The following is a 16,456-nucleotide window of genomic DNA, read 5'->3' as shown; positions in this document are numbered from 1 at the left end:
TACAAGAGCTGCCGATAACGTTACGCGGCCTCCGAGGCCTCACGTACCAGAGGCTCAAGCTCGCCCTTTTCGTGCATCTCGGTGACGATATCGCAGCCGCCAATTAGTTCGCCCTTGACCCACAGCTGAGGAAACGTCGGCCAGTTGGCATAGGTCGGTAGATTCGATCGAATCTCGGGATTACTGAGAATGTCGACATAGGCAAAACGCTGTCCGCAGGCCATCAGTGCCTGGACAACGCGTGCAGAAAAACCACACTGCGGCTGATTCGGTGAGCCCTTCATGTAAAGAAGCACCTGATTTTGCTCTACCTGCTCCTTGATTTGCTCCATTACGTCCATGCTGTAGATTCCATCGTGACAATTTGAAAGTCCCAGCATTTTACTCGGTTTAGTGTGAGCAGTGCCACGTCGAATTGAGTTCAGGGAAATTGTAAGACGCTAAATGAACAGCTATAGTTTTGGCTGGGCAGCGCAAGCGCTGCTTTTTTGCTTTTTGGGATTTACGATTTCTCGCTGGCGTCGTAGCGAGGCCTCACCTGACTATAAATGATCGCCACCTGGACAATGCCATGTCGGCCTTGATGAACACCTATTCCCCGCTTCCTGTGAGTTTTACCCACGGCCGCGGTGCTGAGCTGTTCAATGGTGAGGGTCGAAGTTTCCTCGATGGATTGTCAGGGATCGCGGTCACCAATCTCGGGCATAGCCATCCGCGGGTCACCGCTGCCATTACCGAGCAAGCCTCCGCCCTTCTTCATTGTTCTAACATTTACCGTATCGATCTTCAGGAACGCGTCGGCGAGGCGCTAACCCGGCGCGCCGCTATGGATCGGGTGTTTTTTAGCAATTCCGGTGCCGAGGCCAATGAAGCCGCCATTAAGCTGGCGCGCCTCCACGCTCATCAACGGGGCCTCGAAAAACCACAAATAGTAGTTTTGGAGGGCGCCTTTCACGGCCGCACGCTGGCGACGCTGTCAGCCACGGGCAACAGTAAAATCCAGCAAGGCTTTGGGCCCCTGCTGGACGGATTCTTGCGCGCTCCCCGCAATGACCTGGGAGCATTGCAGCAACTTGCGGAAGATAACCCGGACATCGCCGCAGTCATGCTGGAACCCGTGCAGGGCGAGAGTGGAATTCATCCTCTGGATGTTGCGTACCTAAGCGCAGCGGCAGAACTGTGCAAAGCGCGAGGCTGGCTCCTGATCTTTGACGAAGTACAGTCCGGCAACGGCCGCACAGGCAGCTACTTTTACTACCAGCAGATTGGCGTTAGCCCCGATATCGTCACCACAGCGAAGGCGCTCGGTAATGGCGTTCCCATTGGCGCCTGCCTGGCGCGCGGCGAAGCTGCCCAGACCTTTGCTCCGGGGCATCATGGCTCTACCTACGGCGGCAATCCTCTGGCCTGTGCTGCAGCCGGCGCGGTACTTGAGTCGCTGGCTGGCGAGGGGCTACAAGAGCGCACGCTGCCCCTGGGGCAACTCATTGAATCAAGTTTTAGAGATGCTCTGGTTCATCAAGAGGCGGTAGCAGAGTATCGCCGGGCGGGACTGATGATGGGCATTGAGCTTAAGCACGACTGCGCAGCGTTAGTAGGCGAGGCGATGAACGCCGGTTTGCTGATCAACGTCACAGCAGGGCGCACCGTAAGGCTCCTCCCTCCGCTAGTCATGACTGACGAGCAAGGGCAGCACCTAGGGCAGACGCTGGCCAGTGTTGTCGATCAGTGGCTGAGCAACAGTGCGAACAGAGGACCTACTGCGTGAGCAATCAGCACTTTTTAACCCTTCAAGATATCGCACCGCAAGATCTGGATGCGCTTATCGATCGCGCGATTACGCTTAAAGCCGCGCACCGCGCAGGCGAAGCATCGCCACAGTTTCCCGGAAGCGTTATGGCGATGATTTTTGCCAAATCGTCGACGCGGACACGGGTTTCCTTTGAAGCGGGGATGGCGCAAATGGGCGGGCACGCCATGTTTTTATCCCCGGGAGATACTCAGCTAGGCCGCGGAGAACCTATAGAAGATAGTGCCCGGGTGATTTCTTCCATGGTAGACATCGTCATGATTCGCACCTTTGGTCACGACATTGTCGAACGCTTTGCCGCTAACTCCAGTGTCCCCGTCATCAACGCACTCACGGATGACTTTCACCCCTGCCAGCTGCTGGCGGACATGCAGACCTATCGGGAACATCGAGGGTCGATTCGAGGGAAAACCGTTTGCTGGCTGGGCGATGGCAACAATATGTGCCACTCCTATATAAATGCAGCCCGACAATTCGACTTTAAACTTCATATCGCCTGTCCCGAAGGTTTTGAGCCCCGGGCGGACCTTCTGGAGAACAACAGCGATCGCGTGCGGGTGTTTCATGAGGCGCAAAGTGCCGTCGAAGGCTGCTCCTTGCTGGTTACAGACGTATGGGCATCCATGGGCCAGGAAGAAGAGCAGGCGCGTCGCGCGGCGGCAATGGCGCCTTTCCAGCTCAATGCCACGCTCCTGGCTGCGGCCGAGCCCGACGCGCTCTATATGCATTGCCTGCCAGCGCATCGGGGCGAAGAAATCAGCGCCGAGCTCATGGACTCCCCAGCAACGATAATCTGGGATGAGGCAGAAAACCGGCTGCATGCCCAAAAAGCGCTGATCGAGTATCTTCTTAAAACCGCCTAGCGCTCGCCCCGGGGCAGCCAAATAACCAAGCAGCATAGTCAACAAAACATTTAGAAGAAATCGATCCAAAACATATCGATTCGAAAATATCGACAACAAAATCAATCGCTTTGCGTTTTATAGGGCCTGCGGGGTTAGTGAGCGCAGACATCACACGCAACACACAAGTTATCCACAAGAAAAACTCAGACTATTGCGCTTGCTTTCGCCCACCGACCGCTTTATCTTGTAGCTCGTCGGTGACGTAAACCCTATATCTAGCGTTTCAGGTCAAGCTGTGTATTGCATTTCATACAGGATGTCGTCCAAGTTTGGCCAGGCCACGCGTTGCGATGTAACGGGGCTTTTTCGAACAACGCTAAAGGCTTATCGAACAACGCCAAAGGCTGATCGAACAACGCCAAAGGCTTATCGAACAACGCCAAAGGCTTATCGAACAACGCCAAAGGCTTATCGAACAACCGTACGAACATTTATAAAAGCTATAAATACCCTCGAAAATTAGGGTAAAGAACGGGAAATTGTGACCAAAAACCGTAAAAGTGAAAATTCGTGAAGAAGCTGTCCTACTTAGCAGCACATCATGTGGCACACGAAGCCGCACACGAGGAGAAGGCAAACTCCGGTTCTCGGACAGCCCTCATAAGAAACACACAGAAAACACCAGCGAGTAGTTAAACGAGACGTGAAGAGCGCCTAAATAGCGCCTATTACTCATGAACTTACACAAATACTCATGAATTTACGCAAAAAGACGTAAAAGAACACGAAAATCGAATTGGGCACAAAGTACGACAAGGCGCGGCAAAGCGCGGCAAAGCGCAGATAACAGAACACAACAAAAACAACAAACCAAAAGCGTTAATCAAGTTTAAAGGAGTGAACGCGAGTGACCATGCAATCCAGTCAGGGCAGGGAAGCAACTCTCACAGATAGTGCAGTCGATAGTGCAGTCGAAAAAGCGGCCACCAGTGCAGCGGGTAGCACCGGCGCGAACACCGCAGAAGTAACCGCAACCGCGCCCGGACAACTGCGTGTCATCAAGCGTAATGGCACGGTAGTACCTTTCGAGGCGAGTAAAATCTCCGTGGCTATCACCAAGGCTTTTCTGGCCGTTGAGGGTGGCACCGCAGCGGCGTCCAGCCGGATCCACGAGACCGTAGCCAAACTCACCGAAATGGTCACAGCGACCTTCAAGCGAAGAATGCCTTCTGGCGGCACGATCCACATCGAGGATGTACAAGACCAGGTAGAACTTTCTTTGATGCGCGCGGGGGAGCACAAAATAGCCCGCGACTACGTCATCTATCGCGAGCAGCAGGCCACAAAGCGAGCCGCTCGACAGGCTTTGTCTGCCGAGACGCAAGAAGCAGCCGACCGCATTAATGTGGTTCAGCTCGATGGCAGCAAAGCCCCTCTTGATCTAGAGCGCCTGCACATCATTGTCAGTGAGGCCTGCGCCGGTCTTGAAGATGTCGCCGAAACGCGAATTCTGGATGAAGCATTGCGCAACCTTTATGACGGCGTGAGCATGCAGGAACTCTCGACGTCGCTGGTCATCACCGCGCGCACGCTCATCGAGCAAGAGCCAAATTACACTTATGCATCAGCGCGGCTCCTGTGCGACAACCTGCGTACCGAGGCCCTCTCCTTCCTGGGCGTGGCCGATAGCGCTACCCAAAGCGACATGGATCATCTGTATGCAAAGGCGTTACCCGCCTATATCGCCCGCGGTGTAGAGCTCGAGCTGCTCGACCCCACGCTGGCAGATTATGATCTCGAGCGCATGGGCGCAGCCATACTTCCGGAGCGCGACCTTCAGTTCACCTATCTGGGATTACAGACCCTCTACGACCGCTACTTTATCCATAGCAATGAGGTCCGTTTCGAACTGCCACAGATTTTCTTCATGCGCGTAGCCATGGGCCTCGCAGTAGAAGAAGCGGATCGAGAGGCGCGCGCTATCGAGTTCTACCGATTGCTGTCTTCTTTCGACTACATGAGCTCTACACCCACGCTGTTCAACGCGGGCACCCTGCGCCCACAGCTGTCTTCTTGCTATCTGACGACAGTGCCCGACGATCTGTACGGTATCTACGGCGCGATTCAGGACAACGCCATGCTCTCTAAGTTTGCCGGAGGTCTGGGTAATGACTGGACCCCCGTGCGCGCTTTGGGCTCTTACATCAAAGGCACCAATGGCAAGTCTCAGGGTGTTGTTCCCTTCCTGAAGGTTGTGAACGACACAGCGGTCGCGGTTAATCAGGGCGGCAAGCGCAAGGGCGCCGTATGCTCGTACCTCGAAACCTGGCACATGGACATCGAAGAGTTTGTCGAGCTGCGTAAGAACACAGGCGACGACCGACGACGTACCCATGACATGAACACCGCCAACTGGATACCCGATCTGTTTATGAAGCGGGTGTTCGATGATGGCGACTGGACATTGTTCTCACCCAACGATGTGCCAGATCTCCACGATCTCTATGGAAAGGCCTTTGAAGAGCGCTACTGCGCCTATGAAGCGATGGCCGCCAGTGGCGATCTCAAGTACTACAAGACGGTCAAAGCACAGAATCTTTGGCGCAAAATGCTCGGCATGTTGTTCGAGACAGGGCATCCCTGGATGACCTTCAAGGATCCCTGCAACCTGCGCAGCCCCCAGCAGCATGCGGGCGTGGTGCACTCCTCCAACCTGTGCACAGAGATCACCCTGAACACCAATGCCGACGAGATTGCCGTGTGTAATCTGGGATCCATCAACCTACCGCAACACGTTGACGAGAATGGCCTGAATCTCGAGAAGCTGGCCGAAACCGTACGTACCGCTGTGCGTATGCTCGACAACGTCATCGATATCAACTACTACTCTGTAGACACTGCGCGGAATTCAAACTTCCGTCATCGTCCGGTGGGCCTGGGTCTTATGGGCTTCCAGGATGCGCTCTATAAGCAGCATATTGCCTACGGCTCCGATGATGCCGTCACCTTTGCCGATCGCTCTATGGAAGCCATCAGCTACTACGCTATCGATGCCTCCAGCAAACTGGCAGAAGAACGCGGTGCCTACGAAAGCTATGAAGGCTCGCTGTGGAGCCAGGGCATTCTCCCCATCGACTCCCTGGGCAAGCTCGTCGAGGAGCGTGGCAGCGACTACATCAAGGTTGATAGCTCCATGACGCTGGATTGGGCGACGCTGCGAGACTCGGTAAAAGCACGAGGCATGCGCAACTCCAATGTTATGGCGATTGCGCCAACGGCAACTATCGCCAACATTACCGGCGTATCCCAGTCCATTGAGCCGACGTACCAAAACCTCTACGTGAAATCGAACCTCTCGGGAGAATTCACTGTCGTTAACCCCTACCTCGTCAACGATCTGAAAGCGCGGGGCTTGTGGGACAGCGTGATGGTTAACGATCTCAAGTACTACGACGGTAGCGTGCAGTCCATTGAGCGTATTCCAGCAGATTTGCGGGCAATCTACTCGAACGCCTTCGAAGTCGAACCCAAGTGGATCGTCGAGTGTGCAAGCCGCCGTCAAAAGTGGATCGATCAGGCGCAATCACTGAACCTGTATATCAACAATGCGAGCGGTAAAAAGCTGGATATCACCTACCGCATGGCGTGGTACAGCGGCCTGAAGACGACCTACTACTTGCGCTCTTTGGCCGCCACGGGCACCGAGAAATCCACCATTGATACCGGGCAACTCAACGCAGTGTCCTCGGAAGCGGCGGCTCCGGCCCCTGCTCCGGTTCCCTTGGCCTGCTCGCTGGATGATCCGGACTGCGAAGCCTGTCAGTAGAAAGCACTAACGAATACGCCGTCAGCGGCACGAAACAACGGGTAAGCGCTAAGTAGCGCCACCCGGAACAAAGAAAAACCGTGGCCGCTTTGGGGGCGGCCAACAAACGGTTTCATACCTGTAAAAGGATAGGGAGTGACAAAATGTTGAATTGGGACGATTACCACGCGGAAGAGGGTGGCACTACCAGTACGGCCGAGCCTGCAATCGCTGAGGCCGCAGCTGCCAATCTTGCAGACATAGAAGCCAAAGAAGTGGCTGAAGCAACAGAAGCAGCGGCCGCTAACAGTGCAGCCGTTGCAGCGGCTGCTCCGGAAGCAGCGGCAAGCAGTGCACCCGCGGCAGAAGCCAGCGAAGCTGAACTAACGCCAGAAGCCCAGGCGAACATTGATGCAGCAGCAGAAAGCCTTCGCAGCCTAGATGTAGCACCGGGGCTCGAAGAACTCGAAATGGGCGCGGCCCGCGTGTCCATCGACGAGAAGGCCATGATCAACTGCCGCGCCGATCTCAACCAGTTGGTGCCTTTCAAGTATGACTGGGCATGGCAGAAGTACATCGATGGCTGCGCGAATCACTGGATGCCCCAAGAGGTCAACATGACCGCGGATGTAGCCACGTGGAAGAATCCCGAGGGCCTTACCGATGACGAGCGACGAATCGTCGAGCGCAGCCTGGGCTACTTCTCCACCGCTGACTCTCTGGTAGCGAACAACCTGGTCCTCGCCGTTTATCGGCTTATCACCAACCCCGAGTGCCGCCAGTACTTGCTTCGCCAGGCCTTTGAAGAGGCGATTCACACTCACGCCTACCAGTACTGCATCGAGTCTCTGGGCATGGACGAAGGCGAAGTCTTCAATATGTATCGCGAAGTACCATCGGTCGCCAAGAAAGCCGCGTGGAGCATCAGTCATACTCATGAGATTTCAGATCCTACTTTCCGTACTGGAACAGAAGAGTCTGACCAAACCCTGCTACGTAACCTCATTGGCTTCTACGCGGTAACGGAAGGCATATTCTTCTACTGCGGTTTTACGCAGATTCTCTCCATGGGTCGGCGTAACAAGATGACCGGTGTAGCGGAGCAGTTCCAGTACATCCTCCGTGATGAGTCTATGCACCTGAACTTCGGCATCGATGTCATCAACCAGATCAAGCTGGAGAATCCGCACCTGTGGACCGAAGAGTTCAAGCAGGAAGCGATTCAGATGATTCTGGAAGGCACGCAGCTCGAGATCGAATACGCCAGAGACACCATGCCCCGGGGCGTACTGGGTATGAATGCGGCGATGATGGAAGAGTATCTCCAGTTCATCGCTAATCGCCGTCTGTCACAGATCGGCTTACCCGAGCAGTTTCCGGGCGTTCAGAACCCGTTCCCGTGGATGAGCGAGATCATGGATCTGCGTAAGGAGAAAAACTTCTTCGAGACACGTGTTATCGAATATCAAACCGGTGGCGCACTTTCCTGGGATTAGGACCTGACTTGGGATTGAGTACCAACATAGCTGTCGGCAGTAGCGCGCCGGCAGCATCTTTGAAGCATTCCAGCAGCTCTCTGCGAGGCATGGTATGAACGACAAAGAGTTCGATCAGAAGCAAGAACCAGAGCAAGAACCAGAGCAAAACGACAACGAGACTATTCTCATGGCTCTTGATCAGATCAGTCAGACGATTGATGTGATGACCAGCGTGGTCGGCAGGCTTCGACACTTTGTACAAGAACAAGAGAGTACCGAGGACATGGAAGTTCGCGACGCCATGCGCCCCGGCAGAACACTGCACTAAATAGTTTTTGTCGTGAGCAAGCGATAGCTGAGGGGGTGAGCCCCCTCACTGACAAGTCGCTGCCCCCTAAACAATAGTGGCAATAAGCCCAGGCGGGTTGTCCCATGCCAAGTACCACAGCCCCGGGCGCCCCGACCTCAAACCACAAGCTCCCTCCTCCCTATAGCGGCCGACGACGGCAGCTAAGCCTTGCCTTACTCATTGCGGCGAACCTTGCTCCCGGTGTTGGGAGTTTTATTTTTTGACTGGGATGTGGGTGCGCTCATCGTCCTGTATTGGTCCGAGAATCTGGTTCTTGGCGCCTACAACATACTTAAGATGGCTACCGTGGGCGGGCTTAGCGCCGTATTCCCCTCCGTTTTCTTCCTGATTCACTACGGTGGATTCTGCGCCGTACACGGCTTTTTTATTTTTAGCTTTCTCTTTGACGCCCCGTCAGCTTTCGGGGACGACCCTCCCTGGCCACTGTTTCTTGTGTTTCTACAACTCCTCCTCGATGTCATCGAGCAGGTATTCGCCCTGGCGCCTCGGGAATGGATCATAGCCTTCATCGGCCTGCTCATTAGCCACGGATACTCTTTTGTCAGTAACTTTCTTGTCACCAATGAGCGAGACAATGCCACGGTCAAGAGCTTGATGTCAGCGCCCTACAAGCGCATCGTCGTGCTGCATGTGAGCGTCATTGCGGGAGGCTTCGCCGTTGCGTCCATGGGTGAGCCTCTGCTCTTACTGATTATTCTGGTGGTACTGAAAACCGCTATGGACATTGCACTGCATATTCGGGAGCATCAGCGCGCCAGCAGAGGTGACTAGCGAGAGCTGCGCCGCTCATCACACTGCTGTCGAGCTATATTGACAGTGAACACATGCAAGAGGATCATGCGCAGCCTACAATTTGGGGGATAGCAGCCATGATCTATCAGAGCGACGCAATTACGCTCCAACGTCACGACAATGACATTCTTGAAATGCGGTTCGACCTTCAGGGCGAATCGGTCAACAAATTCAACCAACTCACCGTGCAGAGTCTTACCGAGGCACTCGATGCCATCGATAAAGAGTCTGATGTCCGAGGCATGCTGGTCACCAGCGGCAAAGGCGTGTTCATTGTGGGTGCGGATATTACTGAATTCACAGCGATGTTTGACGCAACCGTGGAAGAGATTCAGGCCTTCTCCAGTGGCCAGAACGGCAACTTTAATCGACTACAGAACCTGCCCTTCCCTACGGTTGCTGTGATCAACGGCTTCGCCATGGGCGGTGGACTGGAAATCTGCCTCGCTTGTGACCTTCGCGTCATGAGCACTACCGCCAAGGTGGGACTGCCCGAAACCAAGCTGGGTATTCTTCCCGGCTGGGGCGGCACGGTTCGTCTACCCCGTATCATTGGCGTCGATGAGGCCGTCACATGGATGGCCACAGGCAAGGAACAGAGCGCCAAGGCTGCCATCAAGTCCGGTGCGGTAGACGCTATTGCTGAGCCTGAGCAATTGCAGGACGTGGCAATGACTACGCTTGAGTCTGCCATCGCCGGCAAGCTCAATATCGAGGGCCGACGCAGCGCAAAGAGCTCTCCTCTACCTCTTAACGATACCGAAGCGATGATGGCCTTCTTTACCATCAAGTCGATGATCGCCCAGCAAGCCGGCAAGAATTACCCTGCTCCTATTAAGGTGGTCGAAGTGATCGAAGCCGCTCGCGGCATGGGCCTCGAGGATGCCCTCAAGGTAGAAGGCGCTGGCTTTGCAGAACTCGCCAAGACCGACGTCGCTGCGGCAATGGTCGGTTTGTTCCTCAACGATCAGATGCTGGCGAAAGTTGCCAAGGGCTGGGAGAAAAAGGCCGACAAGAAAATCGCTAAGGCCGCCGTTCTGGGTGCCGGCATTATGGGCGGCGGTATTGCCTACCAGAGCTCTCTCAAGGGTGTGCCCATCAAGATGAAGGACATCGCCCAGGAAGGTTTGGATCTCGGGCTCTCAGAAGCCAACAAGCTGCTAGCAAAGCGCGTCTCCCGAGGCCGCATGACCGCTGACAAGATGGGCGAAGTACTCAACAATATCGACCCGACGTTGACCTACGAAGGTTTTGACAGCGTGGACATCGTTGTAGAAGCGGTCGTGGAAAACCCCAAGGTCAAGCACGCCGTGCTTGCAGAGACCGAAAAGCACATCAGCCCGGATGCGGTACTCGCGTCTAACACCTCTACGATCTCTATCGACTTTCTTGCTGAAGCGCTGGAACGTCCCGAGAACTTTTGCGGCATGCACTTCTTTAATCCAGTGCACGCAATGCCTTTGGTAGAGGTCATTCGCGGCGCGAAGACTTCTGATACGGCTATCGCTCGCACCGTGGCCTACGCCAACCGCATGGGTAAGAAGGCCGTTGTTGTAAATGACTGTGCGGGGTTCCTAGTGAATCGCGTGCTCTTCCCCTACTTCGATGGCTTTTCAAAGCTGGTCCGGGACGGCGCGGATTTTCAGGCGGTCGATAAGGTCATGGAGCGCTGGGGCTGGCCTATGGGCCCTGCCTACCTTTCCGACGTGGTTGGCATCGATACCGGTGTTCACGCCGCTGGCGTCATGGCCGAGGGATTCCCCGACCGTATGAAGATGGACTTCAAGACCGCCACCGAGACCATGTTTGAGAACGATCGTCTGGGACAAAAGAACGGCAAGGGCTTTTACGAGTACGTCACAGACAAGCGCGGCAAGCCTAAAAAGGTCGTCTCTCAAGAGACCTATGAGCTCATTGCGCCAATCACCGCTGAGCGTACAGAGTTTGAACGCGAAGAGATCATCGCTCGCATGATGCTGCCGATGTGCACCGAGCTCGCTCGCTGTGTCGAAGAGGGCATCGTGGGCTCTGCCGCAGAGGCAGACCTTGCTCTGCTGTACGGTATTGGCTTCCCGCCCTTCCGCGGCGGCGTGTTCCGATGGATGGATTCCGTCGGCCTTGCTCACATCGCCGAGCAATCCGAAAAATTTGCCCACCTCGGCAAAGCCTATGAACTGACCGACGGTATGCGCGCCAAACTCGCCGCCGGCGAGACTTATTACTAAGCGCAACAGGGAGATATTGAGATGAGTGTTAATCCAAGAGACGCGGTCATCGTCGACTACGCCCGCAGCGCCATGGGTCGGTCAAAGAATGGCTGTTTTCGTAACGTCCGCGCGGATGATCTGTCCGTTGCGGTAATCAAGGGTCTGCTGGCCCGTAATGAAAAGCTTGATCCCGCAGAGATCGATGACCTGATCTGGGGCTGCGTACTGCAGCGTGGCGAGCAGGGAATGAACCTGGCGCGCTTACTGGTACTCGGCGCCCAACTGCCGTTCACAATCCCAGCGCAAACGGTCAATCGGCTGTGCGGATCGTCAATGTCAGCGCTGCACACGGCGGCAGCCAGCATCATGGCTGGCCTGGGCGATGTCTATCTTGTAGGCGGAGTGGAGCACCTTGGCCACCTGCCGATGATGGATGATGTCGACGTGAACCCCCGCATGGGCCTTAACGTCGCCAAAGCCGCCGGCATGATGGGCATGACTGCCGAGTATCTTGCTCTGCTTCACGGTGTAAGCCGGGAAGATCAGGACAAGATGGGCGTTCGCTCGCATCAACTGGCTCACGCCGCCACGGTTGCCGGTAAGTTCGACAAAGAGATCATTCCGGTAGAGGGGCATGATGAGCATGGCGCTCTCATCGCCGTGGAGCAGGACGAGACTATTCGTCCGGAGACCTCCATGGAGAGTCTGGCGCAGCTACCCCCGGCGTTTAATCCACAGGGTGGTACGGTGACTGCGGGCCAGTCGTCGCAAATCTCTGATGGCGCATCAGCCATGCTGGTGATGTCCTACGAGAAAGCTCAGGCCCTGGGCCTTACCCCGATCGCAAAGATTAACGCCATGACCACCGCCGGCGTCGACCCCTCGATTATGGGTTACGGCCCGGTTCCTTCAACGCAAAAAGCGCTGAAGAATCTCGGCTTGACCATGCAGGACATCGAGATGGTTGAGCTTAATGAGGCTTTTGCCGCACAGGCGCTCCCGGTTCTGAAAGACCTTGAGCTGCTTGATGATATGGAAGACAAAGTGAACGTTCACGGCGGTGCTATCGCTCTTGGACACCCCTTTGGCTGCTCAGGCACGCGTATCACCGGCTCTTTGCTGACGGTGATGCAGGACCGTGATCAAACTCTAGGCGTCTCAACGATGTGTATCGGTTTGGGTCAGGGCATCACGACGGTCATCGAGCGCATCTAAAGCTCTCCCTCAAGATTTGCTCCACGTACCATCCCCAGCGGCCTCTTTTAGAGGCCGTTTTTCATTGTGTCTTTGCAATCACGGTGGCAAGTGGTTAGCGTATCCCGACGTATAAATCCGTAGTCCAAAACAAAAAACATAAGGAGACTGACATGGATCTTTTCCATGACGACCATCCCGCCTGGTTGGCTCAGGTACAAGAAAACATCATCGACCCCGATCAGCCGATAATCGACCCGCACCACCACCTATGGCCCGACATGATGGGTGATATCTACAACGTCGATGAGTTGGCGATAGACACGGGCGCCGGGCACAAGGTTGTCGGCACGATGTTCATGGAATGCGGCACCTGCTATCGGGAAGACGGTCCGGAGCATGAAAAGTCTCTCGGTGAGACCGAGTATGTACTTGCTCAGGCTGCGAGAATTCGCGAGTTGAATCTAGGCGCTCCAATACTCGGCATGGTCGGTCATGTTGATCTGCGCGAATCCGCCACACTTGACGAGTCACTGGACAAACATATCGACTTGGCTGGGGATTTTTTTAAGGGCATCCGTCATGCAGGTGCCAGCGCGCCAGCAGCGGATGTCGAGAGTATGCTCATACCAGGGCCCGCGCCCGCGGATCTTTACCGGCTCCCCGAGTTTCAGGCTGGCGTGCGTCGCCTGGGTGAGCGTGGCCTCTCCTACGACACCTGGCAGTATCATTTCCAGCTCCCGGACTATATCGCCCTCGCTCAAGCCTGCCCCGATACCACCATGATTCTCGACCACTTGAGCACTCCTCTGGGTGTGGGGAGCTTTGAAGGCAAGCATGACGAGATCTTCCCCCTTTGGCAGGAACACATGCGAGAGCTGAGCACCTGCCCCAATGTTTTCCTAAAGCTTGGCGGTCTCGCCATGCCCGACAACGGTTTCGGCTGGCACCTTGCGGACCGTCCCCCCAGCTCCGATGAACTCCTGGAGGCCCATGGCCGTTGGTACCGTCATGCCCTGGACTGCTTTGGTGCGAATCGCTGCATGTTCGAGAGTAACTTCCCCGTAGATCGGCTTTCACTGTCTTACACGGTTTACTACAACGCCATGAAGAAGCTCGTTGCCGATCTCTCTGAGGGAGAAAAGAACGCGCTTTTCGCCGAGACCGCGCGTCGCGTTTATCGACTCTCAGAGTAACTCGCAGCGACTGAAATACAGCCCTGTGTTGAAAGACTGCCCATAGAGGATAGCTATGAAAACCGACGCGTCGATACAGACGGCCGAGCTACTCAAAAACCCAAAGCGGCGAATCATTGATTTGTCGATCCCCATTGAGAATGATGTAGCTTCGGACCCCGAGCCCTTCCGGCCTCAAGTAATCTACCATCGGCACGACGGCACCCACCACCAGCTCATGCCCTTTTTCCCCGGCCTTGAAAAAAGTGACCTCCCTGATGGTGAGGCCTGGGCCGTAGAGGAAGTGCAGCTGAACACCCATAACGGCACACACATGGATGCGCCCTGGCACTACCACTCAACGATGGATGGCGGAGATGAAGCCTGGACCATCGACCAGGCGCCCCTGGACTGGTGCTATCAAAGCGGTGTAAAGCTGGACTTTCGTCACTTTGAAGATGGTTACATCGTGACGGCAGCGGATGTAGAAGCCGAACTTGCACGGATTGAATATGACCTTCAGCCTCTGGATATTGTTGTGGTAAATACCAGTGCCGGGGCAGCCTATGGTGATGCCGACTACATACACAAGGGCTGCGGCATGGGCCGCGAAGCCACGCTTTATCTGACGGAGCGAGGCGTTCGCGTTGTGGGCACGGATGCCTGGTCATGGGATGCGCCTTTCTTACATACTGCGCGGAAGTTTGCCGAATCGAAAGATCCCTCCATCATCTGGGAAGGCCATAAGGCGGGACGGGATATCGGCTATTTTCAGATGGAGAAGCTGCATCAACTGGAGGCCTTACCCGGTCACGGTTTCGAGATCTCCTGCTTCCCCGTAAAGATCAAAGGCGCTTCGGCGGGATGGACACGCGCCGTAGCCATCCTGCCCTGACAGCCTTATTTCGCGGGTAGCAGAAGCGTCCCATAAACACCAAGGCGAAAAAAAAACCGCCGGCTCTTGCAAACCGGCGGTTTTTAACTTCTGTTAAACCAAAGCTTTAGAAGTTGAACTTCACTCGCGCGTAGAACAGCTGACCGCGGGGGTCGTGATGCTTGGGATCAAAGCTGAAGTTCACTCCGTCCCAGGCACGGGGCGCTTCTTCGTCGAATACATTCTTGGAACCCAGAGTCAGCGCTGCGTCTGTATTTCCAAGATTGAAGTTGTACACGTACTGTAGATCAACCGTCAGCCAGGAATCGATGTCCTGCGTGAAACCAGCTGCTGTTCCCGCTGCAGAAACAGCACGGGTCGTCTCATACTCCGACGTGTAGAAGCCCAAAACGGCAAGCTTGTGATTCCCCATGGTCCAGTCCAGAACACCATTGATCTTGGTTTCGGGAATGGAACGCGCGAAATTGTCGTAGTTAAAGTAGCCCGCCACGTCCTGAACGCCCGTGTCATCGACACAACCCCGATCATTCGCTCCGGTGCAAGGGATCTCATAGCTCAGGAAGTGCGAAACGTTGACGTTGAGGCCAAACATCCCTGCATTATCCGTCGGTATCACCCAGTCAAAGGAGACATCGATACCGTCGGTTTCCACGGAAGCGGCGTTAACGTAGTTGGTGATCACACCCTGCAGCTGACTGCCGGGGCCCGCCAGACGCAGGATATCTTCACCATTAGGATCGTCGTTCAACTTACCCTGCGCGGACTCCGACACAATCACGTCTTGATAATCAAAACGCCAGTAGTCAACACGGAAGGTAATATCATCCGTGGGCGTAAAGATCGCTCCGATATTGAAGTTCGTCGACTCTTCAGGATCCAGATCCAGGGTACCCACGGAGTCAACACGAACGAATACGGCGCCACCGGGGTTGAGAGGATCACCCAGACCTTCCAGGCTTGTTTCCTGGGAGTAAAACTGCTGGAGCGATGGCTCTCTAAACGCCGAGGAAGCCGATGCGCGAAGCACTATAGAGTCGGCAGCCTGCCACCGTACGGCAATCTTCGGATCTACACTGCTACCACTTTCAAGATCCTCATACCGCGCTGCAAGATCAACCTCGATGGTATCGGTGATAGGAAGCTTGGCTTCAGCAAACGCCGCGTAAGAAGAACGAGACTCATCAACGGGCAAACCGCCGCCCAGGAAGATGAGGTCTACGGGAATGGCCAAACCCGTATCCGGATCTATCTGCTGGGTGTAGATATCGTTTCGCTCTACTTCGTAGCCTTCTTCACGCCACTGGGCACCAAAAGCGAATCCCACGGGGCCTGCTGCCATTTCGAATAATTCACCGCTGATGACCACATCACCCACGAGCATCTCCGTTGTTCGCTCGGTGAACGTGTCCGTACTTATGTAATCGATCAACTCGGGAGAATTAGCATTGGGATCGAAGGGGCTAAAGGTCTCCGTACCGCTCGCTCCACCCTCGCCACGCAATCCTGCTTCTAGACGCGACTTGATGGTATCCGGCTGAATGGACTCACGCACGTTTGATGAATAGGTCAGAGCCGTATACCAGTCCCAACCGGAGTTAAAGCTGCCCTCAAAATCAATCGACGCACGAATGGTTTCACTGTCGCGCGGCGCGTTAGGCGACGGAGCCTCGGAACCAAGTGGGCGACCGTACCAAAGTACGGGAACATTAAAAGGGCTGCCTGCCTGTCCGGGCAAAATCAGGGGGAAAGCCAGGTTAGGGTACGAGGGCGACTGAGGATTATCCAGAACCTCGTGATGGGTCCAGCCAAGCTCAACCGTCATCGCCACATCATTGGCAAAGTCATGGGTCAGATTGCCGTAAAGCTGGGTTTGCTCTTCTTCGTT

12 protein-coding genes are annotated in these 16,456 nt (G+C 55.2%); 10 read left to right on the top strand and 2 right to left on the bottom strand.

Annotated features, from left to right (window positions below):
- Nucleotides 1-20: 20 nt before the first annotated feature.
- Nucleotides 21-341, bottom strand: a complete 321-nt coding sequence (gene grxD, locus ACTG39_RS10905; protein WP_407346559.1) for a Grx4 family monothiol glutaredoxin — start codon at nucleotides 339-341, stop codon at nucleotides 21-23.
- A 242-nt stretch (nucleotides 342-583) separates the two neighbouring features.
- Here grxD and ACTG39_RS10900 point away from each other — a divergent pair, with 242 nt between their 5' ends.
- The 10 genes from ACTG39_RS10900 (at nucleotide 584) to ACTG39_RS10855 (ending at nucleotide 14,571) form a co-directional block, all read left to right on the top strand.
- On the top strand, nucleotides 584-1,768 hold the full coding sequence (locus ACTG39_RS10900) for an aspartate aminotransferase family protein (protein WP_439107589.1): 1,185 nt from the start codon (nucleotides 584-586) through the stop codon (nucleotides 1,766-1,768).
- Nucleotides 1,765-2,673, top strand: a complete 909-nt coding sequence (argF, locus tag ACTG39_RS10895) for an ornithine carbamoyltransferase (protein ID WP_439107588.1) — start codon at nucleotides 1,765-1,767, stop codon at nucleotides 2,671-2,673. Before ACTG39_RS10900 ends, argF begins: the two co-directional genes overlap by 4 nt.
- Nucleotides 2,674-3,568: 895 nt before the next feature.
- Nucleotides 3,569-6,481 carry a ribonucleoside-diphosphate reductase subunit alpha gene (locus ACTG39_RS10890; RefSeq protein WP_439107615.1) on the top strand — a complete coding sequence of 971 codons (2,913 nt, stop codon included), beginning with the start codon at nucleotides 3,569-3,571 and terminating at the stop codon, nucleotides 6,479-6,481.
- Between the two features lie 143 nt (nucleotides 6,482-6,624).
- Nucleotides 6,625-7,956, top strand: a complete 1,332-nt coding sequence (locus ACTG39_RS10885; protein ID WP_439107587.1) for a ribonucleotide-diphosphate reductase subunit beta — start codon at nucleotides 6,625-6,627, stop codon at nucleotides 7,954-7,956.
- Nucleotides 7,957-8,050: 94 nt separating this feature from the next.
- On the top strand, nucleotides 8,051-8,266 hold the full coding sequence (locus tag ACTG39_RS10880; protein ID WP_439107586.1) for a hypothetical protein: 216 nt from the start codon (nucleotides 8,051-8,053) through the stop codon (nucleotides 8,264-8,266).
- Nucleotides 8,267-8,455: 189 nt separating this feature from the next.
- Nucleotides 8,456-9,079, top strand: a complete 624-nt coding sequence (locus tag ACTG39_RS10875; RefSeq protein ID WP_439107585.1) for a DUF6498-containing protein — start codon at nucleotides 8,456-8,458, stop codon at nucleotides 9,077-9,079.
- Nucleotides 9,080-9,177: 98 nt separating this feature from the next.
- On the top strand, nucleotides 9,178-11,325 hold the full coding sequence (gene fadB, locus ACTG39_RS10870) for a fatty acid oxidation complex subunit alpha FadB (RefSeq protein ID WP_439107584.1): 2,148 nt from the start codon (nucleotides 9,178-9,180) through the stop codon (nucleotides 11,323-11,325).
- 21 nt (nucleotides 11,326-11,346) lie between these two features.
- Nucleotides 11,347-12,522: an acetyl-CoA C-acyltransferase FadA gene (fadA, locus tag ACTG39_RS10865; protein WP_439107583.1), complete on the top strand. Its 1,176-nt coding sequence runs from the start codon at nucleotides 11,347-11,349 to the stop codon at nucleotides 12,520-12,522.
- A 152-nt stretch (nucleotides 12,523-12,674) separates the two neighbouring features.
- Nucleotides 12,675-13,697: an amidohydrolase family protein gene (locus tag ACTG39_RS10860; protein WP_439107582.1), complete on the top strand. Its 1,023-nt coding sequence runs from the start codon at nucleotides 12,675-12,677 to the stop codon at nucleotides 13,695-13,697.
- 55 nt (nucleotides 13,698-13,752) lie between these two features.
- Complete coding sequence (locus tag ACTG39_RS10855; protein WP_439107581.1) at nucleotides 13,753-14,571, top strand: cyclase family protein; 819 nt, start codon at nucleotides 13,753-13,755, stop codon at nucleotides 14,569-14,571.
- A 106-nt stretch (nucleotides 14,572-14,677) separates the two neighbouring features.
- On the opposite strand, the gene ACTG39_RS10850 is transcribed toward ACTG39_RS10855, so the two are convergent.
- Nucleotides 14,678-16,456, bottom strand: a 1,779-nt coding sequence (locus tag ACTG39_RS10850) for a TonB-dependent receptor domain-containing protein (protein WP_439107580.1), incomplete at its 5' end; no start/stop codon positions are given.

The sequence above is a fragment of the Congregibacter sp. genome (assembly GCF_965662665.1).
Lineage (GTDB): Bacteria > Pseudomonadota > Gammaproteobacteria > Pseudomonadales > Halieaceae > Congregibacter.
This window is presented reverse-complemented; position numbering and strand designations above follow the sequence as displayed.